The sequence below is a fragment of the Streptomyces fulvorobeus genome, from assembly GCF_013167895.1.
Classification (GTDB): Bacteria; Actinomycetota; Actinomycetes; order Streptomycetales; family Streptomycetaceae; genus Streptomyces; species Streptomyces fulvorobeus.
Window position 1 is genome coordinate 2,897,098 of sequence record NZ_BLWC01000001.1, and the last position, 26,534, is coordinate 2,923,631.

Annotated in this window: 24 protein-coding genes, 1 tRNA gene and 3 pseudogenes; 14 read left to right on the plus strand and 14 right to left on the minus strand. The window is 69.1% G+C overall.

The features are described from left to right. Nucleotides 1–131 precede the first annotated feature (131 nt). The 4 genes from nhaA to Sfulv_RS30330 all read left to right on the plus strand — a co-directional run bounded on the left by nhaA (nucleotide 132) and on the right by Sfulv_RS30330 (nucleotide 3,385). Nucleotides 132–1,532: a Na+/H+ antiporter NhaA gene (gene nhaA, locus Sfulv_RS13010; RefSeq protein ID WP_173313845.1), complete on the plus strand. Its 1,401-nt coding sequence runs from the start codon at nucleotides 132–134 to the stop codon at nucleotides 1,530–1,532. 39 nt (nucleotides 1,533–1,571) lie between these two features. Next, on the plus strand, nucleotides 1,572–2,102 hold the full coding sequence (locus Sfulv_RS13015) for a phage holin family protein (protein ID WP_173313846.1): 531 nt from the start codon (nucleotides 1,572–1,574) through the stop codon (nucleotides 2,100–2,102). Then, nucleotides 2,099–3,076, plus strand: coding sequence for an alpha/beta fold hydrolase (locus tag Sfulv_RS13020; protein ID WP_173313847.1), 978 nt, complete (start codon nucleotides 2,099–2,101; stop codon nucleotides 3,074–3,076). Before Sfulv_RS13015 ends, Sfulv_RS13020 begins: the two co-directional genes overlap by 4 nt. Nucleotides 3,077–3,181: 105 nt before the next feature. Then, nucleotides 3,182–3,385, plus strand: coding sequence for a hypothetical protein (locus Sfulv_RS30330; protein WP_246353096.1), 204 nt, complete (start codon nucleotides 3,182–3,184; stop codon nucleotides 3,383–3,385). Between the two features lie 81 nt (nucleotides 3,386–3,466). Here Sfulv_RS30330 and Sfulv_RS13025 read toward each other — a convergent pair whose 3' ends face one another. The 3 genes and pseudogenes from Sfulv_RS13025 to nth all read right to left on the minus strand — a co-directional run bounded on the left by Sfulv_RS13025 (nucleotide 3,467) and on the right by nth (nucleotide 6,429). Then, nucleotides 3,467–4,666, minus strand: coding sequence for a MarP family serine protease (locus Sfulv_RS13025; RefSeq protein ID WP_173313848.1), 1,200 nt, complete (start codon nucleotides 4,664–4,666; stop codon nucleotides 3,467–3,469). Nucleotides 4,667–4,765: 99 nt separating this feature from the next. Next, nucleotides 4,766–5,541 (minus strand): annotated as a pseudogene (locus Sfulv_RS13030) (NUDIX hydrolase). A 93-nt stretch (nucleotides 5,542–5,634) separates the two neighbouring features. Continuing rightward, nucleotides 5,635–6,429 carry an endonuclease III gene (gene nth / locus Sfulv_RS13035; RefSeq protein WP_173317815.1) on the minus strand — a complete coding sequence of 265 codons (795 nt, stop codon included), beginning with the start codon at nucleotides 6,427–6,429 and terminating at the stop codon, nucleotides 5,635–5,637. Between the two features lie 387 nt (nucleotides 6,430–6,816). On the opposite strand from nth, the gene Sfulv_RS13040 reads away from it, so the two are divergent. After that, nucleotides 6,817–7,491, plus strand: coding sequence for a Crp/Fnr family transcriptional regulator (locus Sfulv_RS13040; protein ID WP_173313849.1), 675 nt, complete (start codon nucleotides 6,817–6,819; stop codon nucleotides 7,489–7,491). A 61-nt stretch (nucleotides 7,492–7,552) separates the two neighbouring features. Here Sfulv_RS13040 and Sfulv_RS13045 read toward each other — a convergent pair whose 3' ends face one another. The 4 genes from Sfulv_RS13045 to sp36 all read right to left on the minus strand — a co-directional run bounded on the left by Sfulv_RS13045 (nucleotide 7,553) and on the right by sp36 (nucleotide 10,097). Continuing rightward, a complete protein-coding gene (locus tag Sfulv_RS13045) occupies nucleotides 7,553–8,383 on the minus strand; it encodes an MBL fold metallo-hydrolase (protein WP_173313850.1) in 831 nt (276 codons plus the stop codon). After that, nucleotides 8,380–9,273, minus strand: coding sequence for an NUDIX hydrolase (locus tag Sfulv_RS13050; RefSeq protein ID WP_173313851.1), 894 nt, complete (start codon nucleotides 9,271–9,273; stop codon nucleotides 8,380–8,382). The genes Sfulv_RS13045 and Sfulv_RS13050 overlap by 4 nt, the downstream gene beginning before the upstream one ends. A gap of 195 nt (nucleotides 9,274–9,468) precedes the next feature. Further along, on the minus strand, nucleotides 9,469–9,939 hold the full coding sequence (locus Sfulv_RS13055) for a RidA family protein (protein WP_173313852.1): 471 nt from the start codon (nucleotides 9,937–9,939) through the stop codon (nucleotides 9,469–9,471). Next, on the minus strand, nucleotides 9,939–10,097 hold the full coding sequence (gene sp36 / locus Sfulv_RS13060) for a Sp36 family protein (RefSeq protein WP_019992579.1): 159 nt from the start codon (nucleotides 10,095–10,097) through the stop codon (nucleotides 9,939–9,941). The genes Sfulv_RS13055 and sp36 overlap by 1 nt, the downstream gene beginning before the upstream one ends. Before the next feature lie 71 nt (nucleotides 10,098–10,168). Between sp36 and bagA the strand changes: the two genes are divergently transcribed. Beyond that, entirely contained in the window at nucleotides 10,169–11,143 is a 975-nt protein-coding gene (bagA, locus tag Sfulv_RS13065; RefSeq protein WP_173313853.1) for an ATPase BagA, read from the plus strand. Further along, nucleotides 11,140–12,534, plus strand: a complete 1,395-nt coding sequence (gene bagB, locus Sfulv_RS13070; RefSeq protein WP_173313854.1) for an ATPase BagB — start codon at nucleotides 11,140–11,142, stop codon at nucleotides 12,532–12,534. The genes bagA and bagB overlap by 4 nt, the downstream gene beginning before the upstream one ends. A gap of 52 nt (nucleotides 12,535–12,586) precedes the next feature. Here bagB and Sfulv_RS13075 read toward each other — a convergent pair whose 3' ends face one another. Further along, on the minus strand, nucleotides 12,587–12,937 hold the full coding sequence (locus tag Sfulv_RS13075; RefSeq protein ID WP_173313855.1) for a WhiB family transcriptional regulator: 351 nt from the start codon (nucleotides 12,935–12,937) through the stop codon (nucleotides 12,587–12,589). A 406-nt stretch (nucleotides 12,938–13,343) separates the two neighbouring features. Here Sfulv_RS13075 and Sfulv_RS13080 point away from each other — a divergent pair, with 406 nt between their 5' ends. Next, nucleotides 13,344–15,596, plus strand: coding sequence for a transglycosylase domain-containing protein (locus tag Sfulv_RS13080; protein WP_173313856.1), 2,253 nt, complete (start codon nucleotides 13,344–13,346; stop codon nucleotides 15,594–15,596). Between the two features lie 316 nt (nucleotides 15,597–15,912). Here Sfulv_RS13080 and Sfulv_RS13085 read toward each other — a convergent pair whose 3' ends face one another. After that, nucleotides 15,913–16,377 (minus strand): GatB/YqeY domain-containing protein, encoded by a 465-nt coding sequence (locus Sfulv_RS13085; RefSeq protein WP_173313857.1) that lies wholly within the window; start codon nucleotides 16,375–16,377, stop codon nucleotides 15,913–15,915. Between the two features lie 79 nt (nucleotides 16,378–16,456). Here Sfulv_RS13085 and Sfulv_RS13090 point away from each other — a divergent pair, with 79 nt between their 5' ends. Beyond that, nucleotides 16,457–17,395 (plus strand): metallophosphoesterase, encoded by a 939-nt coding sequence (locus Sfulv_RS13090; RefSeq protein WP_173313858.1) that lies wholly within the window; start codon nucleotides 16,457–16,459, stop codon nucleotides 17,393–17,395. Between the two features lie 130 nt (nucleotides 17,396–17,525). Further along, nucleotides 17,526–17,599 (plus strand) — tRNA-Pro (locus tag Sfulv_RS13095). A gap of 95 nt (nucleotides 17,600–17,694) precedes the next feature. Here Sfulv_RS13095 and Sfulv_RS13100 read toward each other — a convergent pair. The 3 genes and pseudogenes from Sfulv_RS13100 to Sfulv_RS30340 form a co-directional block, all read right to left on the minus strand. Beyond that, nucleotides 17,695–18,143, minus strand: a pseudogene (locus Sfulv_RS13100) (tyrosine-type recombinase/integrase); the annotation flags it as partial. A gap of 255 nt (nucleotides 18,144–18,398) precedes the next feature. Continuing rightward, on the minus strand, nucleotides 18,399–19,343 hold the full coding sequence (locus Sfulv_RS13105) for a hypothetical protein (RefSeq protein WP_173313859.1): 945 nt from the start codon (nucleotides 19,341–19,343) through the stop codon (nucleotides 18,399–18,401). A 562-nt stretch (nucleotides 19,344–19,905) separates the two neighbouring features. Further along, nucleotides 19,906–20,085, minus strand: a pseudogene (locus tag Sfulv_RS30340) (DUF317 domain-containing protein); the annotation flags it as partial. A gap of 117 nt (nucleotides 20,086–20,202) precedes the next feature. Between Sfulv_RS30340 and Sfulv_RS30345 the strand changes: the two are divergent. The 3 genes from Sfulv_RS30345 to Sfulv_RS13115 all read left to right on the plus strand — a co-directional run bounded on the left by Sfulv_RS30345 (nucleotide 20,203) and on the right by Sfulv_RS13115 (nucleotide 22,125). Further along, on the plus strand, nucleotides 20,203–20,634 hold the full coding sequence (locus Sfulv_RS30345; RefSeq protein ID WP_256668900.1) for a hypothetical protein: 432 nt from the start codon (nucleotides 20,203–20,205) through the stop codon (nucleotides 20,632–20,634). Then, nucleotides 20,634–20,834 carry a DUF2461 family protein gene (locus tag Sfulv_RS30350; RefSeq protein WP_256668901.1) on the plus strand — a complete coding sequence of 67 codons (201 nt, stop codon included), beginning with the start codon at nucleotides 20,634–20,636 and terminating at the stop codon, nucleotides 20,832–20,834. The genes Sfulv_RS30345 and Sfulv_RS30350 overlap by 1 nt, the downstream gene beginning before the upstream one ends. A gap of 445 nt (nucleotides 20,835–21,279) precedes the next feature. Beyond that, nucleotides 21,280–22,125 (plus strand): thermonuclease family protein, encoded by an 846-nt coding sequence (locus Sfulv_RS13115; protein ID WP_246353098.1) that lies wholly within the window; start codon nucleotides 21,280–21,282, stop codon nucleotides 22,123–22,125. A 415-nt stretch (nucleotides 22,126–22,540) separates the two neighbouring features. On the opposite strand, the gene Sfulv_RS13120 is transcribed toward Sfulv_RS13115, so the two are convergent. Beyond that, nucleotides 22,541–22,807 carry a hypothetical protein gene (locus tag Sfulv_RS13120; RefSeq protein ID WP_173313860.1) on the minus strand — a complete coding sequence of 89 codons (267 nt, stop codon included), beginning with the start codon at nucleotides 22,805–22,807 and terminating at the stop codon, nucleotides 22,541–22,543. 128 nt (nucleotides 22,808–22,935) lie between these two features. Here Sfulv_RS13120 and Sfulv_RS13125 point away from each other — a divergent pair, with 128 nt between their 5' ends. Then, nucleotides 22,936–24,336 (plus strand): MGMT family protein, encoded by a 1,401-nt coding sequence (locus Sfulv_RS13125; RefSeq protein ID WP_173313861.1) that lies wholly within the window; start codon nucleotides 22,936–22,938, stop codon nucleotides 24,334–24,336. Nucleotides 24,337–24,379: 43 nt separating this feature from the next. Here the strand turns inward: Sfulv_RS13125 and metG are convergent, their stop codons facing one another. After that, nucleotides 24,380–26,101 carry a methionine--tRNA ligase gene (gene metG, locus Sfulv_RS13130; RefSeq protein ID WP_173313862.1) on the minus strand — a complete coding sequence of 574 codons (1,722 nt, stop codon included), beginning with the start codon at nucleotides 26,099–26,101 and terminating at the stop codon, nucleotides 24,380–24,382. Between the last annotated feature and the right edge of the window lie 433 nt (nucleotides 26,102–26,534).

Genomic DNA, 26,534 nt, shown 5'->3' on the forward strand with positions numbered 1-26,534 from the left:
ATGGTTTCGGCACCCCGGTAGAGTGAGGGTTCCGTCAATAACGTCATAAGAAATCTTCGATAGGTGCGCCGGGAAGTCTGGTCGGCAAGTGCTTCAGCCATGCCCGCCATACCGACCCGGAGGTCCCCACCGTGGCCGCGCCCACCCCGCCTTCCCCCCGTCGTACCGTCCTCGGACGCCTTCCCCTGCCCGAGCGGAACTACGTCGCCGAAGCGCTGCGCACCGAGACGGTCGGCGGCATCATCCTGCTGGTGGCCGCCGTCGCCGCACTGATCTGGGCGAACACCTTCGGCGCGAGCTACGAGTCGGTCAGCCACTTCCACTTCGGCCCGGAGGCTCTGGGCCTGGACCTCTCCGTGGCCCACTGGGCCGCCGACGGCCTGCTCGCCGTCTTCTTCTTCGTCGCCGGGGTCGAACTCAAGCGTGAACTGGTCGCGGGCGAGCTGAAGGACCCCAGAGCGGCCGCCCTCCCGGTCATCGCCGCGCTCTGCGGCATGGCCGTGCCCGCTCTCGTCTACACCCTGACCGCGGTACTCGGCGGCGGTTCCCTGGCCGGCTGGGCGGTACCCACCGCCACCGACATCGCCTTCGCCCTCGCCGTCCTCGCCGTCATAGGCACCTCGCTGCCCTCCGCGCTGCGCGCGTTCCTCCTCACCCTCGCCGTGGTCGACGACCTCTTCGCGATCCTGATCATCGCGGTCTTCTTCACCGACAGCATCGACTTCATGGCACTGGGCGGAGCGGTCGTCGGTCTGGTCGTCTTCTACTTCCTGCTGCGGGCCGAGGTCAGGGGCTGGTACGTCTACGTGCCGCTGGCGCTGGTCATCTGGGCGCTGATGTACAACAGCGGTGTCCACGCGACCATCGCCGGGGTGGCCATGGGCCTGATGCTGCGCTGCACGACGCGTGACGGCGAGGCGCACTCCCCCGGCGAGCACATCGAGCATCTGGTCCGCCCGCTCTCCGCCGGTCTCGCCGTACCGCTGTTCGCGCTGTTCTCCGCGGGTGTCTCGCTCCAGGGCGACGCGATCGCCGGTGTCTTCACCCAGCCCGAGACGCTCGGCGTCGTCCTCGGTCTCGTCGTGGGCAAGACCGTCGGCATCTTCGGCGGCACCTGGCTCGCCGCCCGCTTCACCAGGGCGGAGCTCAACAAGGACCTGGCCTGGGCCGACCTCTTCGCCGTCGCCTCACTCGCCGGTATCGGCTTCACCGTCTCACTGCTCATCGGGGAACTCGCGTTCGAGGGTCAGGGAGAGACGGTCAACGACATCAAGGCCGCCGTCCTCATCGGTTCACTGATCGCGGCCGTACTCTCCGGTGTACTGCTCAAACTGCGGGTACGCAGGTATCAGGCCCTGTTCGACGCCGAGGAGCTCGACGCGGACCAGGACGGCATCCCCGACGTCTACGAGCAGGACAATCCGGAGTACCACCTCCGGATGGCGGCGATCCTGGAGGAGAAGGCCGCCGAGCATCGCCGTTTGGCCCGCGCGGCGGGGGCAACGAGCAGCGGGACGGACAGTCCGGCATGATCTGACACCGGATGTGTTGAACAGGAGAGGGAGTCACGGATGAGCGACCCCGGCAACTACGCGGGCAACGGCGACCGCAGTCTCGGACAGCTGGTCGCTTCGGCGACGGCCGAGATGTCGGCACTGGTGCATGACGAGATCGCACTGGCCAAGGCGGAACTCCGCCAGGACGTGAAGCGCGGCGCCGTGGGCGGTGTGGCCGGCGTCGTCATGGGGGTGCTGTTCCTGGCCTCGATCCCCATGTTCAGCTTCGCCCTCGCCTACTGGATTCACAGCTCCGGTCTCGGCCTCGCCTGGTGCTTCCTGATCGTCGGCGGTGCGTACATCGTGCTCGGCGCGCTCTTCGCGCTGCTCGCGAAGGTCAAGTTCGGCCAGCTCAAGCCGCCGGAGAGGTCCATCGCCTCGGCCAAGCAGACCGCCGCCGTCCTGCAGAACGCCAAGCCGCACCCCCGCCCTGCGGTGCTGCCCGGCACGGCCCGTACGGCGATGGGCAGCACCCTCGCGGACAAGGCCGTCGCGAGCCCTCCGGTCCGGGACGAGGCGCCCGCTGTGGCACGCTCGTCCACATGACGCTCCCCGATTCCCGTACGGCCGGCCCGGCAGCAGGCCCTCTCGGCCCGGCCGGTTCCGGCAGTCCTGTACGACTCGACGGTCCATGGACCCACCGGGACGTGGCGGCCAACGGTGCGCGCTTCCACATCGCCGAACTGGGCGACGGGCCCCTGGTGCTCCTGTTGCACGGCTTCCCGCAGTTCTGGTGGACGTGGCGCCACCAGATGACCGCGCTGGCCGACGCCGGGTTCCGGGCGGTGGCCATGGATCTGCGGGGCGTCGGCGGCAGCGACCGCACACCCCGGGGGTACGACCCCGCCAACCTGGCGCTGGACGTCACCGGCGTGATCCGCTCGCTCGGCGAGCCGGACGCCGCACTGGTCGGCCATGACCTGGGCGGTTATCTCGCCTGGACCGCCGCCGTGATGCGTCCGAAGCTGGTGCGACGGCTCGCGGTCTCCTCGATGCCGCATCCGCGCCGCTGGCGCTCCGCGATGCTCTCCGACTTCTCGCAGTCGCGGGCGGGATCGTACGTCTGGGGGTCCCAGCGGCCTTGGCTGCCGGAGCGCGCGCTCGTCGCGGACGACGCGGCCCTCGTGGGCCGGCTGATCACGGAGTGGGCGGGCCCCGGGAACGCCGACTTCCCCGACACCGAGGCACTGGACGTCTACCGGCGCGCGATGTCCATCCCGTCGACGGCGCACTGCGCGATCGAGCCGTACCGCTGGATGGTGCGGTCCATGGCCCGGCCGGACGGCATCCAGTTCAACCGGCGGATGAAGCGGCCGGTGCGCGTACCGACGCTGCATCTGCACGGTTCACTCGATCCGGCGATCCGGACGCGGAGTTCCGCGGGGTCCGGCGAGTACGTGGAAGCGCCGTACCGTTGGCGGCTTTTCGACGGTCTCGGGCACTTCCCCCACGAGGAGGACCCGGTGGGGTTCTCGACCGAACTCATCAACTGGCTCAAGGACCCTGAGCCCGACCGCTGATCCAGGGGTACGCACGTACGTCGAACAGCCAATTGCCTGCCGCATAGGCCAATTGGCTGACTTCCGCACGGTTACCGACCTTGGGTGCCGGGCAGACGTCGGGGTATGGGCTGGACGCACGACTTCGGTGACGCAGCACGTAACCGCCGCTCGACCGCGATGGTCGGTTCGAGCACTCACGAGGGGGGCGGCCCGCAGGGCCGGGTGCACGGAGTGCATGACTTTCACGATCCCCAGCTTGGAATCCCGCGCATCCTCCGCCGCCGGGCCCGCTGGGTCTCGGCGCGGCTGCGTCATCCCCGTGGCTGACGCGGCCTCTTCCCGCGGAGAGGTCCCACGCCGTGATGGCGGCCCCCATCCCCCGACCGGTCCGGAGAGTCCGCACGGGCTCTAGAGGGCGCACTCCTGGCTGTCGACCTGCTGGTCGGCAGTCCGGCCGCGCTCGATGTCCGTGCGGATCTCGTCGGCCGTCAGCGCGTACCCGGTGTTCGGGTCGTCGAGGGACTTGGCGAACACCACCCCGTACACCTTTCCGTCCGGAGTGAGCAGCGGGCCACCGGAGTTGCCCTGCCGCACGGTCGTGTACAGGGAGTACACATCCCGGCGCACGAGCCCCCGCTGGTAGATGTCCGGGCCGTCCGCGTCGATGCGCCCGCGGATCCTCGCGGACCGTACGTCGTAGTCGCCGCCTTCGGGGAAGCCCGCGACGATGGCGCTGTCGCTGGTCTCGGCGTCGCTCTCGGTGAAGCGCAGGGGCTTGGCCCGGAGGTCCGGCACGTCCAGTACGGCGATATCGCGCTGCCAGTCGTAGAGCACGACCTTCGCGTCGTACAGCCGTCCCTCGCCACCGATCTGGACGGTCGGCTCGTCCACTCCGCCGACGACATGGGCGTTGGTCATGACCCTGCGGTCGTCGAAGACGAAGCCGGTGCCTTCGAGGAGCTTTCCGCAGCCGGGCGCCATGCCCTCCACCTTGACGATGGACTTCCTGGCGCGGGCGGCGACGGGGCTGCCCGCGAGTGCCGGGTCCGGCGGCTTGACCTCGGTGATGGGCTCGTTGGCGAACGGGCTGAAGACCTGCGGGAAGCCGTTCTGCGCGAGCACCGAGGTGAAGTCCGTGAACAGGGTGGACGCCTGATGAGGCATCACGCGCGAGACGCCCAGGAGGACCTTGGAACTGCGGACCTCCTTGCCGAGCGTGGGCAGTGACGTTCCGGCGAGGGCGGAGCCGATCAGCCAGGCGACCAGCAGCATCGCCACGACATTGACGAGGGAGCCGCCGGTCGCGTCCAGGGCGCGCGCCGGCGACCACGTGATGTACCGGCGGAGTCTGTTGCCCAGGTGGGTGGTGAACGCCTGGCCAGCCGAGGCGCACACGATCACGATGATGACCGCGACGACGGCGGCCGTGGAGGAGACCTCCGAGCCTTCGGTCGCCTGGTCCCATATGAACGGCAGCAGGTACACGGCGGCGAGTCCGCCGCCCAGGAAACCGATCACCGACAGGATGCCGACGACGAAACCCTGGCGGTAGCCGATGACCGCGAACCACACGGCGCTGACCAGCAGCAGGATGTCCAGCACGTTCACTGTCTCTAGCCTCGCAGAATCGTCACCTGGCCCGTCGTCCGTCCGACGGGATCCGGGCCGGGCCGGAGCAGCGCAGCACGGGATGGAGCAGTCAGCCTGTCATGGGCGCCAGTCGAGCGGCACCTGTCTGGTCGGGTCCCACGGGCGCTCCCAGCCCGCGAAGTGCAGAATCCGGTCGATCACACCGGCCGTGAACCCCCAGACGAGAGCTGATTCGACCAGGAACGAGGGGCCGGGGTGGCCACTGGGGTACACGGTGGTCATCCGGTTGGCCGGGTCGGTGAGATCCGCCACGGGGACCGTGAACACCCGGGCGGTCTCGGCCGGGTCCACGACACCGACCGGGCTCGGTGCCCGCCACCAGCCGAGGACGGGCGTCACCACGAAGTCGCTCACGGGGATGTACAGCCGGGGCAGCACGCCGAAGAGCTGCACGCCCGCGGATCGAGCCCGGTCTCCTCCTCGGCCTCCCGCAGCGCGGCTCTGAGCGGCCCCGTGGTCGCCGGGTCACCGTCCTCGGGGTCCACGACGCCGCCGGGGAAGGACGGCTGGCCCGCGTGGGAGCGCAGGGTGCTGGAGCGCTCCATGAGGAGCAGCTCCGGCCCCCGTTCGCCCTCGCCGAAGAGGATCAGGACGGCGGACTGGCGGCCCTCACCGCTCTCGGGCGGCAGGAAGTGGCTCAGCTGCCGGGGCCGGATGGCCCGTGCCGCGCGAGCGACCGGGTCGAGCCACTCGGGCAGCCCTTCGGTGGTGACGGGGATCTGGTCCTGGGAGCACGCGCGCGAACGCTCGTCGGCGTGCCCGCCGCTTCCGGCGCCGGCGGACGCGCCCCGCCCGGCGGCCGGAGCGGACCGCGTGCTCTGTGCGTGCGTCATATGCACCCCCTCCGTCTCACAACGCCTGTCATCGACCATTTCGTTCCGGGGTCTTCTCGCTCGGTTCCGTCCTGCCCGGGCCGCGCCCGTCCCTCATTCGGCCCCGAGGGGCGGTGCCGGTTCGCCCGGGTAGTCGGGCGGCGGGCTGAGGCGCTGGCCCGGGTAACCGCCCAACTCGTACTTCAGGAGCTTCTTCGCCTTCTCCGGGTCCGTCTCCCCTTCACCGTAGGAGGGACAGAGCGGAGCGATCGGGCAGGCGCCGCACGCGGGCTTGCGTGAGTGGCAGACGCGGCGGCCGTGGAAGACCACACGGTGGGAGAGCATCGTCCACTCGCTCTTGGGGAAGATCGCGGCCACGTCCGCCTCGACCTTCTCCGGGTCCTCCCGGTCGGTCCATTTCCAGCGGCGGACCAAGCGGCCGAAATGCGTGTCCACCGTGATGCCGGGGACCCCGAACGCGTTGCCGAGAACGACGTTGGCGGTCTTGCGGCCCACCCCGGGCAGCGTGACGAGGTCGTCGAGCCGGCCGGGGACCTCTCCGCCGAAGTTGTCCCTGATCGCGGTCGAAAGTCCTATCAGCGACCTGGTCTTGGCGCGGAAGAAGCCGGTCGGCCGGATCAGCTCCTCCACCCTTTCCGGATCGGCCGCCGCCATGTCCTCGGGGGTCGGGTAGGCGGCGAACAGCGCGGGGGTGGTCTGGTTGACCCGCAGGTCCGTGGTCTGCGCCGAGAGCACGGTGGCGACGAGCAGCTCGAAGGGGTTGCGGAAGTCCAGCTCGGGGTGGGCGTACGGATACACCTCGGCGAGCTCGCGGTTGATCCGGCGGGCACGCCGCACCATCGCGAGACGCGATTCCGGTGCGGCCGGCTTCGTCGTCGTCCTCGTCATCTTCGCCTTCGTCGTCTTCACCGCGTCGCCTTCGTCGTCGTCACCTTCACCGCGTCGGCCGCGGGCTCGTCCGCAGCGCTTCCGTCCGGGCGTTTCATGGCATTATCGGAGCAATGCGCGATCCGTTCGCCCACAGCGGAATCAGGGCCTTCCGACACCCGATCAGCCCCTTCGGCCCGCGCTCCCACCGGCATTCTGGACACCCGGCCAGCCTAGGGCCCGGCACCGACATCCGCCCCGGTCACTGCGTATCCGCGCGCAATCGGCCCCCTGCCGCACGTACCGGCACGTACGTGCGTCAAACTGGTTTGTGATCGATCGCACTGTTTTGCCGTCCGGCATCATGGGGACCACGGTTCCCTGAACAGGCCGACAAGGAGAGATTTCGTGGACGACGTTCTGCGGCGCGCCCCGCTTTTCGCGGCGCTCGATGACGAGCAGGCCGCGGAGCTCCGCGCCTCGATGAGTGAGGTGACCCTCGCGCGCGGCGACGCGCTGTTCCACGAGGGCGACCCGGGTGACCGCCTTTACGTGGTCACCGAGGGCAAGGTGAAGCTCCACCGCACCTCCCCCGACGGACGCGAGAACATGCTGGCCGTCCTCGGTCCCGGCGAGCTGATCGGAGAGCTGTCGCTCTTCGACCCGGGCCCGCGCACGGCGACGGCGACGGCCCTGACCGAGGTCAAGCTGCTCGGCCTCGGCCACGGCGACCTCCAGCCCTGGCTGAACGCCCGCCCCGAGGTGGCCACCGCGCTCCTGCGCGCTGTCGCCCGGCGCCTGCGCAAGACCAACGACCAGATGTCCGACCTGGTCTTCTCCGACGTACCGGGCCGTGTCGCCCGTGCGCTCCTCGATCTGTCGCGCCGCTTCGGCGTGCAGTCCGACGAGGGCATTCACGTCGTGCACGACCTGACTCAGGAAGAGCTGGCCCAGCTGGTCGGCGCCTCCCGCGAGACGGTCAACAAGGCCCTCGCGGACTTCGCCGGACGCGGCTGGCTGCGCCTGGAGGCACGCGCCGTGATCCTGCTGGACGTGGAGCGGCTGGCGAAGCGCTCCCGCTGACGTGCCGCGAAGGGCCCCGCCGGATGGCGGGGCCCTTCGCGGGCGCCGCGGCCGGTGCTCCCTAGATGAGCCCGTGCTCGGTCAGGTACTCCAGCTGCGCCCGTACCGACAGTTCCGCCGCCGGCCACAGGGACCGGTCCACGTCCGCGTAGACGTGGGCCACCACCTGCGACGGCGACCGGTGTCCGGACTCCACCGCCGTCTCCACCTGGGCCATGCGGTGCGCACGGTGGGCGAGATAGAACTCGATCGCCCCCTGGGCGTCCTCCAGGACGGGACCGTGCCCCGGGAGGACGGTGTGCACCCCGTCGTCGACCGCCAGCGAGCGCAGCCGCCGCAGCGAGTCGAGGTAGTCGCCCAGCCGCCCGTCCGGATGGGCCACCATCGACGTACCGCGCCCCAGGACCGTGTCGCCGGTGAGTACCGCCCCGTCGGCCGGCAGGTGGAAGGAGAGCGAGTCCGCGGTGTGCCCGGGGGTCGGGACCACCCGGAGTTCGAGTCCGCCGGTGGTGATGACGTCGCCCGCCCCCAGCCCCTCGTCGCCCAGGCGCAGCGCCGCGTCCAGGGCGCGCACCTTCGTCCGGGTCAGCTCGGCGAAGCGGGCCGCGCCCTCCGCGTGGTCGGCGTGCCCGTGCGTGAGGAGAGTGAGCGCGACCCGCCGCCCGGCCCGTTCGGCGGTCTCGATCACCGCCCGCAGATGGCCTTCGTCCAGCGGGCCCGGGTCGATGACGACGGCCAGGCCCGAGTCCGGCTCGGCCACGATCCAGGTGTTGGTGCCGTCCAGGGTCATCACCGAGGCGTTCGGGGCGAGGACGTTCACGGTACGGGTGGTGGCGGGGCCGGAGAGGACTCCGCCCCGGGGCTGCCCCGGAAGTGCCGCCGCGTCGCTCACGCGCCCCCGCCTCCCGCGCCGCCGGCCGGGACGTGCTTGGTGAACTCCTCGTGCCCCGGCCAGCTGAGAACCAGCTCTTCGCCCTCCAGGCGGGCCTGTGCGAGTACGGGGGTCAGGTCCTGGGTATCTGCCGCCTCCAGGGCCTCGGCGGCCGTCCTGTACGGCCTGAGCGTCCGCAGCGTGGACACGGTGGGCGGCATCATCAGCAGTTCGCCCCTGTCGTAACCGTCCGCCGCCTCACCGGGTTCGATCCACACCGTCCGGTCGGCCTCGGTGGACGCGTTGCGGGTGCGCTGGCCCTCGGGGAGGGCCGCGACGAAGAACCAGGTGTCGTACCGGCGCGGTTCGAACTCCGGGGTGATCCAGCGCGCCCACGCGCCGAGCAGGTCGGAGCGGAGCAGCAGGCCGCGCCGGTCCAGGAACCGCGCGAAGGACAGCTCGCGGGCGACCAGTGCCTCGCGGTCGGCCTCCCACTCCGCGCCCGTCGTGTCGCTGACGACCGTGCCGGGCGTGGGCCCCGCCAGGAGGACGCCCGCCTCCTCGTACGTCTCGCGGACGGCCGCGCAGACGATGGCCTGCGCCTCGGTCGGCGTGGTGACGCCGAGCCGCCCTGCCCAGTGCTCCAGCGGAGGACCGGCCCAGCCGATCAGGTGGTCGTCGTCGCGCGGATCGACTCCGCCACCCGGATAGGCGTACGCGCCCCCGGCGAACGCCATCGAGGTACGGCGGCGGAGCATGTGCACGGCCGGCCCGCCCCCGGTGCCCTCGGCGCGGTCCCGGAGCAGCATGACGGTGGCGGCCCGCCTGGGCGTCGCGACCGTCAGCTCGCCCGCGGCGAGGGCCCGGATCCGGTCGGGCCATTCCGGTGGGTACCACTGACCATTGGACATGGCCGGAGGCTATCCGGAACCGTCCCGATGTTCGAGGGCCCCGGGTGGCCGTGCGTGGCCCTTACACACACGACGCCCGGGTGCACAGCGCACCGCCCCCACCCGCCCCATCCCCCGGCGCCCTTCCCCCATACACGCGCGATCCCGCCCGGTCACGCGGACCGGGCGGGATCATCCCTCGCATACGGGTACGGGTCAGTCCTCGACGAGCTCGACCTGGACCTCGATCTCCACCGGCGCGTCCAGCGGCAGCACCGCGACGCCCACGGCGCTGCGCGCGTGCACACCCTTGTCACCGAGGACCGCGCCCAGCAGCTCGCTCGCACCGTTGATCACGGCGGGCTGACCGGTGAAGTCGGAGGCGGAGGCGACGAAGCCCACGACCTTCACGACCCGGGCGATCCGGTCCAGGTCGCCCGCGACGGACTTCACGGCCGCCAGGGCGTTGAGCGCGCACGTCCTGGCCAGCTCCTTGGCCTCGTCAGGCGTGACCTCGGCGCCCACCTTGCCGGTCACCGCGAGCCTGCCCTCCACCATCGGCAGCTGACCGGAGGTGTAGACGTACACCCCGGACCGCACGGCCGGCTGGTACGAGGCCAGCGGCGGCACGACGTCCGGGAGCGTCAGACCCAGCTCGGCGAGGCGCGCTTCGACGGCGCCCGCCACTACGGCTTCTCCCGCTTCAGGTACGCCACGAGCTGCTCGGGGTTGTTCGGGCCGGGTACGACCTGGACGAGCTCCCAGCCGTCCTCGCCCCAGGTGTCCAGAATCTGCTTGGTCGCGTGCACGAGAAGGGGCACGGTCGCGTATTCCCACTTGGTCATAGGGGCGACTGTAATGCCTGGCACGTACGGTCTCGTGCGTAGCCCGGGCCCGACTGGTTAGGCTCCAGGACGTGAGCAGGTTCCAGGTCGTCAGCGGTAAGGGCGGTACCGGTAAGACCACGGTCGCCGCCGCCCTCGCGCTCGCCCTCGCGGCCGAGGGCAAGCGCACCCTCCTCGTCGAGGTCGAGGGCAGACAGGGCATCGCCCAGCTCTTCGAGTCGGAAGCCCTTCCCTACGAGGAGCGCAGGATCGCCGTCGCTCCGGGCGGTGGGGAGGTACATGCCCTGGCGATCGACGCCGAGCGCGCCCTCCTGGACTACCTCCAGATGTTCTACAAGCTGGGCAGCGCGGGACGTGCGCTCAAGAAGCTCGGCGCGATCGACTTCGCGACCACCATCGCACCGGGGGTGCGGGACGTCCTGCTGACCGGCAAGGCGTGCGAAGCCGTACGCCGCAAGGACAAGAAGGGGCGTTTCGTCTACGACCACGTGGTCATGGACGCGCCTCCCACCGGACGCATCACGCGCTTCCTCAACGTGAACGACGAGGTGGCCGGACTGGCGAGGATCGGCCCGATACACAATCAGGCGCAGGCGGTGATGCGGGTGCTGAAGTCCCCGGAGACCGCGGTCCACCTGGTGACGCTGCTGGAGGAGATGCCGGTCCAGGAGACCGCGGACGGCATCGCCGAACTCCGCGCGGCCGAGCTGCCGGTCGGCCGGGTCATCGTGAACATGGTGCGCCCCCACCTGCTGGACGAGGAGGCGCTGCTGACCGTCTCGGGTGCCCGCCGCAAGGAGATCGCCAAGACGCTGACCCGGGCGGGTGTGACCGGTGCAGCCGCGCTCGTACGGCCGCTGGTCGAGCAGGCGGCACAGCACGCGCAGCGGGTGTCGCTGGAGCGCGAGCAGCGCGCCGTACTGGCCGGACTGGGACTGCCCACGGCCGAGCTCCCGCTGCTCGGCGATGGCGTGGACCTCTCCGCGCTGCACGACCTGGCGGCCGAGCTCCGCAAACAGGGCGCAGGGGAAGAGGTGGGGTCATGACGCTCGGACCGGACGTCGCACCGGGACTGGACACGGACGCGCTCCTGGACGACCGGGACATCCGGATCGTCGTGTGCTGCGGGTCGGGCGGGGTCGGCAAGACCACGACGGCCGCCGCCCTCGGGGTACGGGCCGCCGAGCGCGGACGCAGGGCGGTGGTCCTCACCATCGACCCGGCCCGCCGCCTCGCGCAGTCCATGGGCATCGACCGGCTGGACAACGTCCCGCGCCGCGTCGAGGACATCGACGGCGCGAACGGCGGTGAGCTGCACGCCATGATGCTCGACATGAAGCGGACCTTCGACGAGACCGTCGAGGCGCACACCGACGCCGCCCGGGCCCGCGCGATCCTGGAGAACCCCTTCTACCAGTCCCTGTCGGCCGGCTTCGCGGGCACGCAGGAGTACATGGCCATGGAGAAACTGGGGCAGCTGAGGGCGCGCGACGAGTGGGACCTGATCATCGTCGACACGCCGCCCTCGCGCTCCGCGCTGGACTTCCTGGACGCGCCAAAGCGTCTCGGTTCGTTCCTGGACGGCAAGTTCATCCGGCTGTTGATGGCTCCGGCGAAGATCGGCGGCCGGGCCGGGATGAAGTTCCTCAATGTCGGCATGTCGATGATGACGGGGACGCTCGGCAAGCTGCTGGGCGGTCAGTTCCTCCAGGACGTACAGACCTTCGTCTCCGCCATGGACTCGATGTTCGGCGGGTTCCGCACCCGGGCGGACGCCACGTACAAGCTGCTCCAGGCCCCCGGCACGGCGTTCCTGGTCGTCGCGACGCCGGAGCGGGACGCACTGCGCGAGGCGGCGTACTTCGTGGAGCGGCTGGCCGCGGAGCAGATGCCCCTGGCCGGTCTGGTGCTCAACCGGGTCCACGACAGCGGGGCTTCCCGGCTGACCGCGGAGCGCGCCCTGTCCGCCGCCGAAAATCTTGAAGAGGGCGGCATTGTGGATCACACGACCGGGAAGGCTGGCCTCAGTGACCCGGTGGACCCGGCAGGCGTCTCCCCCGAAGCCGTCGGTACACCGCTGCCCCCAGACGGCCGCGACACGCCGACCGCGTCGCCCGATGCGAACGAGACCGGACATGACCAGGGCGAGACCGAGGACCGAAGCCAGGAAGAGCCGGACGATGAGGATGCCGCGCCCGCGTCGGCCGCGTACTCGGTCGAGCAGCTGACCGCGGGCCTGCTGCGGCTGCATGCCGAGCGCATGCAGGTCGTCGCGCGCGAGAAGCGCACCCGGGACTGCTTCACCGCACTCCACCCCGAGGTAGCCGTCACCGAAGTGGCCGCACTGCCCGGTGACGTACATGACCTCACGGGTCTTAGAGCCATCGGGGACCGGCTCGCGGCCGGTCCCGCTTCCGCTCCGGCCGGAGCTGCCTAGGCCCTGCCCGCCGGGCCGTCACCGCCGGAGACGGCCGTACCCCACCCCGCGGCTACCCCACGGCGGCGTACGTCTGGTGCAGTACGTCGTCCTCCAGGCCGACCGCCGCGGGCAGGATGCCCGTCGACTGCTCGTACTCGCTACGAGCGGTCTCCAGCAGGCGGCGCCATGACGTGACGGTGGGTCGTCGGCGCAGCAGTGCGCGGCGCTCCCGCTCCGTCATTCCCCCCCACACGCCGAATTCGACGCGGTTGTCCAGCGCGTCGGCCAGGCACTCGGTCCGCACCGGACAACCGGTGCACACCGCCTTGGCCCTGTTCTGCGCTGCCCCTTGTACGAACAATTCATCCGGATCGGTAGTGCGGCAGGCTGCCTGCGCACTCCAGTCGGTTACCCAGCCCATCCCGGCGCCGTCCTCTCCCGAATCGAGGCTCCCCCACGGCGGCGGCGGCATATTCACCGCCACCGGTTGAGGACGTTACGGAAGGTAGGGACAGCACAACACCCCCTTCGGGCCCAATCTTCGATGGCCCGAACGGACTATGCGTACGCGGCAGATCACCCAGAGGAGTGAGGTGGGGACATACGAGACCATCACCCCGAAAGGGGGACAGTGCACCCAAATCGCGATGGGCATTCCTTGACGCACAGGGTGAATTCGGGAATGCCAGGGGCCGCAGAGACGGTGCGTACGAAGATGGCTGGAACTGCACGGGGGTTGAAACAAATCCGGTCAGCTGTGACAGTTGAGAGCAGCTTAGGCCAACGCATATACGCCTGTCCGGCGAATGAGAACGTAGGCTGCCCCCATGCCAAAGAAGCGCTCGGGCGGGGGTCTCACGACGACCCAGCAGGCCGCCAAGTTCCTCGGTGTCGCCGCACTATCCGGAGCTGTCCTGGCAGGTATCGCACTGCCGGCAGCCGGAGTGCTCGGCCTCGCGGCCAAGGGGACGGTCGAGGGATTCGACGAAATCCCTTCCAACCTCAAGACGCCACCGCTCAGTCAGCGCACCACGATCCTGGACAGCGACGGCGGTCTCATCGCGACGGACTACTCCCGCGACCGGACCGTCGTCCCCCTCAAGGACATCTCCCCGTACATGCAGGACGCGATCATCGCGATCGAGGACTCCCGCTTCTACGAGCACGGAGCCGTGGACCTCAAGGGCATCCTGCGTGCGATGAACCGCAACGTGCAGGCGGGCGGGGCCGCGCAGGGCGCGTCGACCCTCACCCAGCAGTACGTCAAGAACGTCTTCGTGGAAGAGGCGGGTGACGACCAGGCGAAGGTCCTGGAGGCCACCCAGCAGACACTGGGCCGCAAGGTCCGCGAGCTCAAGTTCGCCATCCAGGTCGAAGAGGAGCTCGGCAAGAAGAAGATCCTGGAGAACTACCTCAACATCACGTTCTTCGGACAGCAGGCGTACGGCGTCGAGGCCGCGTCCCAGCGCTACTTCTCCAAGCCGGCCAAGGACCTGGAGCTCACGGAGGCAGCGCTGCTGGCCGGCATCGTCCAGTCGCCGAGCCGTTACGACCCGGTCAACGACGCGCAGGAGGCGACCAAGCGTCGCAACATCGTGCTGATGCGCATGGCGGCGACCAAGGCCGTCACTCAGGCCGAGGCCGACAAGGCCATGGCCTCCCCACTCGGCCTGAAGGTCAGTAAGCCCCGCAGCGGCTGCATCACCGCCGTCGAGGGGGCCGGCTTCTTCTGCGACTACGTCCGCAAGACGGTCCTGACCCACCCGGCCTTCGGCAAGACCGAGGCCGACCGGAAGAAGCTGTGGGACCTCGGCGGCCTGACCATCAAGACCACCCTGGACCCCAAGGCACAGGCGGCGGCCAACAAGGCGGCCACTTCCCACGTCTACAAGACCGACGGCGTCGCCGCCTCGGTCGTCCAGGTCCAGCCCGGCACCGGCAAGATCCTCTCGATGGGGCAGTCACGGCCGTACGGGCTCGACGGGACGAAGCACGAGACGGTGATGAACCTCGCCGTCGGCAGCAAGATGGGCGGCACGACCTACGGATTCCAGGTCGGCTCGACCTTCAAACCGATCACCGCGGCGGCCGCCCTGGAGAAGGGCATCAGCCCGACCCAGGTCTACGACGACCCGTGGAAGATCCAGATGGAGAAGAGCGACTACCTGACCTGCGCCGGCAGTCCCACCGGGTCGGACCGGTGGTCCGTGCAGAACGAGCTGAAGTCCGAGTTCGGTCCCTTCGACCTGACCAGCGCGCTGGGCAAGTCCATCAACACCTACTTCGCACGGCTGGAGCAGAAGGTCGGTCTGTGCGAGACCGTCACCATGGCGAAGAAGCTGGGGTACGAGGAAGGGACGGGCGTGAAGATCGGCGAGGACCCGTCGATCACGCTCGGCGGTGAGGAGAACACCCCGCTGGGCATGGCCTCCGCGTACGCCGCCTACGCCAACCGCGGCACGTACTGCTCCCCCGTCGCCATCGAGGCGGTCACCACCAGGGCCGGCAAGTCCCTGCCCGTCCCGAAGACCGACTGCGATCGGGCGATGAGCGAGACCACCGCCGACATGATCAACCAGATGCTCAAGGGTGTCGTCGAGGACGGCACCGGAACCCGGGCCGGACTCACCGACCGCGACAACGCGGGCAAGACCGGAACCACCGATGAGCGCAAGGACGCCTGGTTCGTCGGCTACACGCCGAACCTGTCCACCGCGGTCTGGGTCGGCGACGACGTCGGCGAGAAGCGCGGAATGTACAACATCACCATCGGCGGCCAGTACTACGACAAGGTCTGCGGTGGCTGCCTCCCCGGTCCGATCTGGCGGACCGCGATGACCGAGGTGCTGACCGCCGCCGAGACGCCCGCGTTCAACCCTGTCAAGGTCCCGCGCGGCAGCACCGAGGCCGGGAAGGTGGAGCCGGGCGACCCGGAGAGCGGGGACGGCGGCGGTGGGGACGAGCCCTTCGACGGCATCTCCTTCCCGCCCGGCCTCATCGGCGGCGGCGACGGCGGCCCGGGGAACGGCAACGGCGGCAACGGCGGCGGCCGAGGGAACGGCGCAGGCGGCCGGGGCTGACCTGACGGAACGGCCTGCGGGCTTCGGTGCGCGGGCTTCCGTGCACGGGCGGAATGTGAAGAGGGTGGTCCGGGTTCGTCCCGGGCCACCCTCTCCGCGTCGGCGTCGGCGCCTGGTCTGGTCTGGTCGCGGACGCCGAGTCGACGGGGGCTCGGCTCGTCGTGCGGGAGGGGGGACGCCACGTACTGACCCTCCCGCCGGAGGCACCGCACCACCTCCGCGCCGCAGGGCTCGTCAGGCTGCCGGCCCGGCGGGCTGTGCGCTGCGCCCGCTGGGACCCGCTGTGCCGTTCGCACAACGAACCGGACTGGGTGGGTCAGCCCGCGAGGAGCTTCTTCACCGTCGCGGCCACCCGGCCACCCTCGGCGAGGCCCGCCACCTTCGGGTTCACGATCTTCATGACGGCGCCCATCGCACGCGGCCCCTCGGCTCCGGCGGCCTTCGCCTCCTCCACCGCGGCGGTGACGATGTCCGTCAACTCCTCGTCCGTGAGCTGCTTGGGGAGGTACGCGTCGAGCAGCTCGCCCTCCAGCTTCTCCCGCTCCGCCTGCTCCTGCCGACCGCCCTGAGTGAACGCCTCGGCCGCCTCCCGGCGCTTCTTCGCCTCCCGGGCGATCACCTTCTGCACCTCGTCGTCGGAGAGTTCGCGCGCCGTCCTGCCGCTGACCTCCTCCTTGGTGATCGCGGTGAGGGTCAACCGGAGGGTGGACGAGGTGAGCTCGTCACGCGCCTTCATGGCCGTGGTGAGGTCTTCCTTGAGCTTGGACTTGAGCGTGGTCATGCGGCGATTGTGACAGGTACGGGGCACCCGCCGCCCGCTCGTTTTCCTGTCGCGGCACCGTGTCTGCGACGATGGGCCCATGCGCGCACGCTACGGAGTACCCCTGAAAGTCACGGCTGTCGGCGCTGCGGTCGGCGTCGCCGGTCTCGCCTACGCGGCCGGGTTCGAGGCCCGCTCGTTCCGCTTGCGGCGGATCACCGTCCCCGTACTCCCGCAGGGAGCACGACCGTTGCGCGTCCTCCAGGTCTCCGACATCCACATGGTGTCCGGCCAGCGCAAGAAGCGGGCCTGGCTGCAGTCGCTGGCGGGTCTGCGTCCGGACTTCGTCGTGAACACCGGTGACAACCTGTCCGACCCGGACGCCGTCCCCGAGGTACTCGACGCGCTCGGTCCCCTGATGGAGTTCCCCGGCGTCTACGTCTTCGGCTCCAACGACTACTACGGGCCCAAGCTGCGTAACCCCGCCCGGTACCTGTTCGAGAAGATGCAGGGCGCCCACGGCCTCAACGGCAACGCCCCCGCGGTGGGTGTCGCCCACAACCCGTGGGAGCCGATGCGGGACGCCTTCGACGCGGCCGGCTGGCTGGGCCTGTCCAACACACGCGGGCGGCTGAGCCTCGACGGCCTGGAGATCGCGTTCACCGGCCTCGACGACCCGCACATCAAGCGCGACCGTTACGCGGAGGTCGCGGGCGGCCCCGAAACCGGGGCGGACCTCTCCATCGGCGTGGTCCACGCCCCGTACCTGCGCTCCCTGGACGCGTTCACGGCCGACGGCTACCCGCTGATCCTGGCGGGCCACACCCACGGCGGCCAGCTCTGCATCCCCTTCTACGGGGCGCTCGTCACCAACTGCGACCTCGACACGGACCGGGTCAAGGGCCTCTCCACCCACACGGTCGAAGACCGCCGCTCCTACCTGCACGTCTCGGCGGGCTGCGGCACCAACCGCTACACCCCGGTCCGCTTCGCCTGCCCCCCCGAGGCCACGCTGCTGACGCTGACACCCCGCGACTGACGTACGGCGGAGGGTCAGGTGCCCGGCCGCCTCAGCGGCCCTGAGGCCGCCCACGCCCGCCGAAACCGGATTTCGCCTCCGGCCGCGGGTGGGCTAAAGTAATCGATGTCGCCGGGAGACCGCGCGGCATCGGGGTGTAGCGCAGCTTGGCAGCGCGCTTCGTTCGGGACGAAGAGGTCGTGGGTTCAAATCCCGCCACCCCGACAGCTGAGTAGCAGGTCAGAGGGCCCTTACCGAATTGGTAAGGGCCCTCTGGCGTTGTTGTGTGTCTATCTGCGTGACTATCGCTTCCTGCGTGCCTACGGCTTCCGTGGGTCCGCGCCAAAGATGCCGTCCATGACGACGGCGCCCGTCTGGATCACCGGCCTGATCTGCTTCCGGTAGACCTCCTCGGTCACGGCCGTCCCCGAGTGACCGACGAGCCGGGAGATCTCCTCCAGAGGGACGCCACGGTCGGAGAGCAGGGATACGAAGCTGTGGCGCAGCTCCCGAGGCGTCCACTCGTCCGCGTCGCTTCCGCCGACGTCTTTGAGTGCCTGTCGGAAGGCGCGCCGGCCGTTGGTAGCGTCGAGCGGCTTACCGACGGCCGAGGAGAAGACGAGCCCGTGTTCCTCCCACTCGTCGCCGGCGGCAGGCCGGTCACAGCCCTGATCCACGTGCTGCCGCCAGAGGGCATCGATACGCGTGACGGCAGGGCGAGCGTGCGCCGGGACCTGCGGGTCTTGGTGTCGCCGCTCCGCCTGGCGGATGTAGGTGGTGAAGCGGGCCCGGAGTGCGCCTGCGTGAGCGTTCCAGAGGAGCGCGGTGTGGTAGTCGCTGCGGTCGGGGTTGAGCAGCGTGCCGAGAGCGGGGGCGCGGCGTCCTCGTGGGGGCGTCCTCGAGTGGACCGCACGGCGTCATCAACGGTCAGGCCGAGAGGCAGAGCGTCGGCTGTTGTTCGGTCCGAGGCATCCTCAACAGCGGCCAGGAGCTGCCTTACCGCAGGGAAACCCGGAGGTATGGGTCAGCTGCTCCAGTGACGGGCGTAAAGGGCGCGAGCTTCGCGAAGATTTGTGACCGTGTTCTCCTCGACGGCATCCAGCGACGGGGCATAGGAATTGTTGGTGTGGGCCCAGACGAGGTGCACCAGGGCGTAGGCCGCGAGAAACAGGTAATGCGGGTGCGTGTAGGTCTTTATGCTTGCGGCGCTGCTGTAGAAGGGAGAGAAGGACTCCCCGTGGTACCGCTCGTTGCGAACGGTATAAAGGAGCCCGCAAAGCAGGATACGCATCCGGGCATGAAGCGAGAGGCTGATCTGCGTTTCTGCGACGTCCAGGGTTTCTCCGTTCAGGGCCCGGCGGAGCAGCATGGCCCCGCGACGAGCCGTATCAGTGTCCGGGGCGGCATATCTTTTCTCGACGAGAGCGAGGAAAGCTTCGATTTCTGAGGGCAGAACGTCTCCGACACCGTAGCTTTTTGCTAGCCTCATACGGGCGCGACCGCTACTTTCGACTGGCTCTCGGGTGATGAGCCGCTTGAAGAGGTATCCGCACGTCTGACTTGGAATATCAGCGAGTAGAATTTCCGTGACTGAGCAGGAAAGTCGCGAATCGGCACTCAACTGACCCAGCGTGTCAGTGATGTTTCGTCGTCGCCCCAAGTGAGAAGGCAACCACATACTGGCACTCCTTTCGAGCACCTTCCACACTGAGTCGAAGGCAATATCAGGACGTCGAGGAAGGGCATCGAAGGCTTCCAACAAGAAGGAAACCTGCGTGTTGTACCAAATGTCATCCGAATAAGTAAGCGGGAGCGGGATGAAGAACCTGGAATTCGCTCGCGCCACCCGCTCGGCGAACTGCTCCTCGACGAGCAGGCGACGGCGCTCTTCCAAGATCCCGGATTGACTCCACTCGGTGATGATGTCGATTCGCTCGCGCCGCTGGCGGGACCGCCCTTGTGGATTCATCGAACTTCCCTCTCCCCATCTCTCTCCTTGAACGGGCTGACCCTCCACAACGGACCGGCACCGGGGAAGCGGCCACCAACCGACGCGGGCCACGCACATCGTAGATCCCAGGCCGGTTGGCCAGGGACGGAATGGAGCAAAGCTCTACATTGAGCAGTTTGGCCCTAAAGCCTCTCTGTCAGAACGAGAGCTACGACGGTCCGTCGACGACCTTGCCGCAAGTGTTCTCAAGGATCAGAAGGGCTGAGGCCGGAGCGGATAGCAGGGGTTCAGTGCGCTGGAGCCGTACTCATCTGAGTGTCTAACTGCGTGACAACGCCACCAGACAGCGGCGGACGAGCGCGGACACCCACGGACCATCGCAGCAGTGGGAAGGTGTATCAGCCAAAGGTCGAGCCCTCACCCAAGTTGCTTCGGAATGAAGAGGTCGTGGGTTCTAATCTCGCCACCCCGACAGCTTCAAGACCAGGTCAGGCCCCTGAGTGGTTACCGGGGCGTCTTGGGAGCCGAGTCCGCATGTGACTCCCTGCGAGAGAGTCCGACTTACAGAGTTGAAGGCATACGACAGGACCCATTGGGCCCAGCGGAGGGTGTCGGGGCTGATGTGGAGGACGGTGCTGCGCACAACCTGCCGGTACTCCAGCGCCTCGTTGAGCTCCTGCCGTTCTCGGACGATCGCTAGGCTGCTCCAGCTGAGGCCGGGGAGCGTGTCAGCGACGGCGTCGTAGAGAAGTCCGTCGTCTCATCAAACCGGCCAGCGAGCCTCGGCCGCAGCGCCTCCCACCTTGTCTGGGAGTTACGCCTCCCTGCCCGTCTTTCTCTCCGCATGCGCGGATCACCGGTGAGCTACCCTGCGCGCATGTGCGGACAGTTCACCGGCTGGCCGGAGCAGGCCATGGACGTGTTGTGGCAGCTCCAGGGCGAACCGACCCACGCGACCCGCGAGCGCTACCGCGCGGACCGCGAACGCCTGGTCCGGCAGCCGATGATCGCCCTGCTCAACGAGGTCGCGGACACCGACCCCCGCTACGAGGACTTCTCCGTCTGGCACTACCGCACCGACTCCTGGTGGTGGCAGCACCAGAGCGCGGTGATCCGGCTCGGCCGAAAGGTCGAGATCGGTCTCCGGTTCTCCTTGGACGGCCTGCGGATCCAGGGCGCCTGGTGGTACCCCGATCCCGGCCAGGTGGACATGTTCCGCAAAGCCGTGGCCTCCGAGGGGAGCGGCCACGAACTGTCCGCCATCGTCGAGGACGTGCGGAAGAAGGGCTACGACATCTCCGGGACGTGATGAAACGCCCCCCGCGCGGCTATCCGGCGGACCATTCCCGTACGGACCTGCTGCGCCACCGTTCGCTGATCGCCGCTCGCCCTCTCGGCTGCGAGGAGTGGCTGCACACACCCGAGGCGGTCGCCCGGGTCCTCTCAGCCGCCGCCGACCTGGACGCCCTGCTGATGTGGCTGGTCCGCAACGTGAAGCGCGCCCCCTGACCTTACGAGGGCGCCACGCGGCACGGGAGGGAATCACACCCGTGCCGCCGACCTCGCGCTCGGAAGGCGATGCGCACCTTCAGCGCCGACCGGTCGTCCATCGTCGGGGGCGCGGATGGGTCTGCCCGCTCTTCCTCGGCGCAGCCGAGCATCGTGGCTGGACGAGGGGCATCACCCGCTGGGAGCCGCCATGGACATTCCCGCCGTAGCCGTCAGTGTTCGCTTCCCGGATGGCAAGTTGGTCCAGGAGGCGCTCCCGTAGCCCATCGGAAGGCGGCCGGGCAGGGCTGGTGCTGTACTGGTAATGCAGCGTTATTCCACCTCTGGGGGCGCCATGTGCCCTTCGCCGCCACCTGAATCGAACGCCTGGCGCGACCAACCCTGGCGCCCCGGCCCGGGAAGCCCGCGCGGTCCCAGACGGCCCAAACGCCTCAAGCATCCCTGGATGACCGCACTCCTGGTGATCGTCGGTCTTCTCTTGGGCCTGGGCGGCCTCGGGGCGCTGCTCGGGGAGGACCAGGAGCGCCCTTCCGGCACGGCTACGCCGACGCAGACCTCCGCAACTCAGGCGCCCGACGAACCTCATCGCGACTCCGGAGACATGACGAAGGCGCCCGCCGAGACCTCCGATGGTCCGACGGCCACACCAACGCAGAAGCCGAAGCCATCCTCAACAGCTCCGTCGGGCGTGACGGTGCTGCGCATCATCGACGGTGACACCCTCGAGGTACGCGGCGACGGCCGGGTTCTGCCAAAGGACACCGTGGCCCGGGTGCGGCTTCTAGAGATCGACACCCCGGAACGTGGTGCCTGTTTCGCCGACGACGCCACCGCCCGCACTGCCACACTCCTGCCGCCGGGCAGCCGCATCCGCGCCGAACGTGACGCCGAACTCACCGACCCCTATGACCGGTACCTGCTCTACGTGTGGAACGAGCAAGAAACCTTCGTCAACGAGTCCCTCGTCCGCAGCGGTCACGCCAAGGCGGTCCTCTACCCGCCCAACGACAAGTACTGGCCCAGGATCTCTGACGCGGAGGACGCCGCCCGGCAGGTAGGAGCCGGCCTGTGGACGGCCTGCCCCGAACAGCCGGAGACCTCCATCGCTCCCCCTGACACGAACGAGTCGCCTGCCCCGGACACCCCGACACGCCTAGACCTCCCGGACGGTCCTCCCGCTGGTGTCCCCGACGTGGACTGCTCGGACCTCTCAGGCCCCGTCTGGGTCGGCCCCGACGACCCGCATCGCCTTGACCGGGACGGTGACGGCATCGGCTGCGACGCCAACTGATCCGCCCGCCACCGCGCGCCGACGCTGCACGAGTTCGGCCGACTGATCACCAGGGTTGTCGGTCACACGGTCCGGAAAGGGGAACCGGGAGCTGAGACCATTCGCCGTCTTCTCGCCCACAGGCACTTGCCCTCCGACATAGGGACATGTCATACGCAGCGGCAGTCGACCTCAGGGGACATACCTGCCGGATCCCGAAGAAACCCCGTGTGCACGATAAGCAGAGTGCTGAATAGTCACCGCATGGATGCGATTGACGCCGCGCGTGCCGTTGTAGAGGAACACCACCCTGACGTCCGTGCTGCGTTCCTGTGAGGCAGCGTCCTGACGGGCCGCCGCACGGCGATGTCGGACCTCGACATCGTGGTGCTCCTCCACGGCGGGTCGGACATCGCGCGTACGCGTGCTGAAGGGCTCAGACGGCCCCTTCGAATGCGCGACCGGGCGGGCCGTCAAAAGCCGAAGCCGGCCGACGACCGCGCGGTACCCCCGCAACGCCCATAGCTGTCAGGACATGCCCTTGCTCTGTCGTTCCTTGCGGACGACGAACTCGGTCAGGTGGCACTTCCGTATTAGCGCGGAGACCGAGGCCGGAGCGACAGTTGATCAGCTGCTCGATGGCGGCCAGGCACAGCGCCTTGCTGACCGTCACATCACTGCTGAGCTTGGTGGTGGTCAGCATCGGTTGCCCCGTCTGCTCCCGGACCGGTTCGGCGTTTCGGTGATTCGGCGAGACAGCCCTCGTGGGGGACCCCGCCCACGTACGCTCTGGGCGTCCGACGCACAGCGCCGGGCGCTCAAGGGGGCACCGTGGATCATCTCTTCACCGTCGATGGCCGGACGGCCACGCCGATATCGCGCACCGGGCTCGCCGCCGAGAGCCTGCTGGAGCGGCAGCATCTCCAGGAGTGGGTGATCGCCCATCCCCACGTGCTCGGGGAGTCGGTGCTCGTGATCACCTCGGAGTACGACCGGTGGGCCGACGCCGACGGGGTTCCGGCCCGTGACCGGCTGGATGTGCTGGGGCTGGATGCGACCGGGCGGCTCGTCGTGGTGGAGCTGAAGCGCGGCACGGCAGATCGGGACGTGCATCTCCAGGCGATCACCTACGCCGCCCTGGTGTCCCGCTTCGACCTCCACACTCTCGCCCAGGCGCACCGCGACTTCCTGTCGCACCGGGGGCAGGCCCTCGACGCCGACATGTGCAAGCAGCGTCTGCTGGACCACGTGGACGGGGAGTGGAGCCCGGCGTTGCTCCAACGGCCCCGGCAGGTGATCATCGCCGCCGACTTCCCCAAGCAGGTCACACACTCCGTGGTCTGGCTGTCGGAGATGGGCATCGACATCGACCTCGTCCAGGTCGGCCTTTGGCGGGTGGAGGGGAGTCTCGTCGCCGGGTTCACCAAGGTCTACCCGACCCCGGAGGTCGAGGAGTTCACGCTCGCCCCCGCCCGGGTCGAAGGCGAGGCGGTGGCCAAAAAGCTGCAGGAGCGCTCACGTTCACGCAATGCCGTCCATGTGCTCGTCGGTGCGGGCCTGCTGCCTGACGGAACCAGGCTGCTGATGACACCGCGCCACGGCGTGACGGATGCCATCCGCACCGAGATCCGGTCATGGGTGGCGCAGGACACCGCCCGAGCTGCCGCCACCTGGGCCAATGACACCGCCAAGCCTCTGGTCTGGGACGCTGACAGAGCCTCCTACTCCCCTACCGGGCTGGCCAACCACATCTTCACGAGCGTGACCGGTCGCAGTGTGGACGGCATACAGGGAACGACGTGGTGGGACGTGGACACCGCCCAGGTGCCCGCCGGCATCGACCCCGAAGCATGGGCCACGCTGGCAGGTTCCGACCTCACCGCTCTGGCCAAACAGCTCAGCGGCACCCGCAAGGACTGGACCGGGCTGCACACTCTGCTCAGCGGTGTCCCGGCCGGACGGTGGACCACCTACGGGGACCTGGCGGCGGTGGTCGGGAGCCATGCCGTCCCCATAGGCCAGCACCTCAGTTCCTGCGGCCGATGCCCCAACCCCTGGCGCGTCCTCACGGCCGCGGGGAAGGTCAGCTCCGGCTTCCGATGGCCTGATCCCTCGCGCACGGACACTGCCCTGTCCGTGCTGATCGGGGAAGGCGTGCGCTTCGACGGGGAGGCCGCCGACCCGGACCAGCGCCTGCGCGAGGACGAGTTCCGGCGACTCCTCGACGGCTAGGAGCCCTATGAGGCTCTCAGCCCGTCGTTGACCGCTCCCCCGCTCAGGCGCCAGCGCCGCCGAAGCGCTCCCGGTAGGACTCCAGGTCCTCCTCCGTGATCTTCGCGAAGAGGACCGGCGGGATCGTGAACGGCGTGCCGGCCGGGACCGAGACCAGGGACTTCGCCTCTTCAGGCGCCACCCAGGTCGCGGAGTCGGCGGCCAGGGCGAAGGCGCCCCGCATGGCGGCCGCCGAGGCCGGGATGAAGGGCTCGGAGACGATCGCGTACAGGTGGATCAGGTTCATCGCGGTACGCAGGGTCAGGGCCGCGCCGTCCGGGTCGGTCTTGATCTCCAGCCAGGGGGCCTTCTCCTCCAGGTAGGAGTTGCCGGCCGACCACAGGGCCCGCAACGCCGCACCGGCCTTGCGGTACTGGAGGGCTTCCATGTGCTCCTCGTACTCGGCCAGGAGGCGCGCGATCTCCTCGCCGAGCTCCGCCTCGACCTCGCCCGCCTCGTTGCCGGCGGGAACCTCGTCCCCGAAGCGCTTGCGGGAGAAGGACAGCACGCGGTTGACGAAGTTGCCGAGGGTGTCGGCCAGGTCCTTGTTGACTGTGGCGGCGAAGTGCTCCCAGGTGAAGGAGGAATCGTCGGACTCGGGGGCGTTGGCGATCAGGAAGTAGCGCCAGTAGTCCGCCGGAAGCGCGTCCAGCGCGGCGTCGGTGAAGATGCCCCGCTTCTGCGAGGTGGAGAACTTACCTCCGTAGTACGTCAGCCAGTTGAAGCCCTTGACGACGTCGACCTTCTTCCACGGTTCGCGTACGCCCAGCTGGGTGGCGGGGAACATCACCGTGTGGAACGGGACGTTGTCCTTCGCCATGAACTGGGTATAGCGGACCGTGCCGTCGGCCTCGTACCACCACGACTTCCAATCGCGGCTCTCACCGTCCAGGGCGGCGTCCGACCACTCCTTCGTCGCGCCGATGTACTCGATCGGGGCGTCGAACCAGACGTAGAAGACCTTGCCCTCGGCCGCCAGCTCCGGCCAGGTGTCCGCCGGAACCGGAACGCCCCAGTCCAGGTCGCGGGTGATCGCCCGGTCGTGCAGGCCCTCGGTCAGCCACTTGCGGGCGATGGAGGACGACAGTTGCGGCCAGTCGGCCTCATGCCGGGTCACCCATGCCTCGACCTCGTGCTGGAGCTTCGACTGGAGCAGGAACAGGTGCTTGGTCTCGCGGACCTCCAGCTCCGTGGAGCCGCTGATCGCCGAGCGCGGGTCCAGCAGGTCGGTCGGGTCCAGGACGCGGGTGCAGTTCTCGCACTGGTCGCCGCGCGCCTTGTCGTAACCGCAGTGCGGGCAGGTCCCCTCGACGTAACGGTCAGGGAGGAAACGGCCGTCGACCGGGGAGTAGACCTGCCGGATCGCCCGCTCCTCGATGAAGCCGTTCTCCTTCAGCCTCCGTGCGAAGTGCTGGGTGATCTCGGCGTTCTGCTGCGAGGAACTGCGCCCAAAATAGTCGAACGTCAGCTCGAAACCGTCATACACAGCCTTCTGGTCGTTGTGCGCCTGCGCGCAGAACTCCGCCACCGGGACCCCGGCGGCCTTGGCCGCCAGCTCGGCGGGCGTCCCGTGCTCGTCGGTCGCGCAGATGTACAGGACGTCGTGACCACGCTGGCGGAGGTACCGGGAGTACACGTCCGCCGGAAGCATCGACCCGACCATGTTGCCCAGGTGCTTGATCCCGTTGATATACGGAAGCGCGCTGGTTACCAGGTGTCGAGCCATCCTTGGATGCTCCATTTCATACGGCGCCGGTGACAGTGCCACGGCGGGCCCAGGTGGGGAGGGTGCAGCGGGCACGACCGCTCAGGTCGCGCAATCGGTCACGCGTGGTGAGGTCGGCTCTGCAAGCCGCCGCAATCGTATGGCACCCGGGTGCCGCCCCGGCGAGCCGTTTTGTCCCTCGGCCAAGCCCGTGCGGAAACGCGCTCGGCCGTCCGAGACAGGCGGCCAAGCGAGTCTCGGACGGCCGAGGTGGTCCTCATATTAGGCCCGTATGTCCATGGCTACCCATCCCCCTCTTCATGCGAGGCCCTGGAGACGGTCCGCATGATCCGGGGAGCAACTTCCAGCAGGGCACGACCGTCCGGCTCGGATTTCACCCTTGCGATCGGGAAGTCCCGGCGCCTCGCGCCGCCCAGACTTCGCTTCGGCCCGT

What these genes read in the sequence shown, in the direction of transcription:
- Sfulv_RS13085 (WP_173313857.1), bottom strand. Translation starts at nt 16,377, where the DNA reads ATGACCACGCTCAAGTCCAAGCTCAAGGAAGACCTCACCACGGCCATG.
- Sfulv_RS13120 (WP_173313860.1), bottom strand. Translation starts at nt 22,807, where the DNA reads ATGCTGACCACCACCAAGCTCAGCAGTGATGTGACGGTCAGCAAGGCG.
- Sfulv_RS13105 (WP_173313859.1), bottom strand. Translation starts at nt 19,343, where the DNA reads ATGAATCCACAAGGGCGGTCCCGCCAGCGGCGCGAGCGAATCGACATC.
- Sfulv_RS30350 (WP_256668901.1), top strand. Translation starts at nt 20,634, where the DNA reads ATGAAACGCCCCCCGCGCGGCTATCCGGCGGACCATTCCCGTACGGAC.
- Sfulv_RS13115 (WP_246353098.1), top strand. Translation starts at nt 21,280, where the DNA reads ATGACCGCACTCCTGGTGATCGTCGGTCTTCTCTTGGGCCTGGGCGGC.
- nth (WP_173317815.1), bottom strand. Translation starts at nt 6,429, where the DNA reads ATGACGAGGACGACGACGAAGCCGGCCGCACCGGAATCGCGTCTCGCG.
- Sfulv_RS30345 (WP_256668900.1), top strand. Translation starts at nt 20,203, where the DNA reads ATGTGCGGACAGTTCACCGGCTGGCCGGAGCAGGCCATGGACGTGTTG.
- bagB (WP_173313854.1), top strand. Translation starts at nt 11,140, where the DNA reads ATGACGCTCGGACCGGACGTCGCACCGGGACTGGACACGGACGCGCTC.
- sp36 (WP_019992579.1), bottom strand. Translation starts at nt 10,097, where the DNA reads ATGACCAAGTGGGAATACGCGACCGTGCCCCTTCTCGTGCACGCGACC.
- Sfulv_RS13090 (WP_173313858.1), top strand. Translation starts at nt 16,457, where the DNA reads ATGCGCGCACGCTACGGAGTACCCCTGAAAGTCACGGCTGTCGGCGCT.
- Sfulv_RS13020 (WP_173313847.1), top strand. Translation starts at nt 2,099, where the DNA reads ATGACGCTCCCCGATTCCCGTACGGCCGGCCCGGCAGCAGGCCCTCTC.
- Sfulv_RS13015 (WP_173313846.1), top strand. Translation starts at nt 1,572, where the DNA reads ATGAGCGACCCCGGCAACTACGCGGGCAACGGCGACCGCAGTCTCGGA.
- metG (WP_173313862.1), bottom strand. Translation starts at nt 26,101, where the DNA reads ATGGCTCGACACCTGGTAACCAGCGCGCTTCCGTATATCAACGGGATC.
- Sfulv_RS13075 (WP_173313855.1), bottom strand. Translation starts at nt 12,937, where the DNA reads ATGGGCTGGGTAACCGACTGGAGTGCGCAGGCAGCCTGCCGCACTACC.
- Sfulv_RS30330 (WP_246353096.1), top strand. Translation starts at nt 3,182, where the DNA reads ATGGGCTGGACGCACGACTTCGGTGACGCAGCACGTAACCGCCGCTCG.
- Sfulv_RS13050 (WP_173313851.1), bottom strand. Translation starts at nt 9,273, where the DNA reads ATGTCCAATGGTCAGTGGTACCCACCGGAATGGCCCGACCGGATCCGG.
- Sfulv_RS13080 (WP_173313856.1), top strand. Translation starts at nt 13,344, where the DNA reads ATGCCAAAGAAGCGCTCGGGCGGGGGTCTCACGACGACCCAGCAGGCC.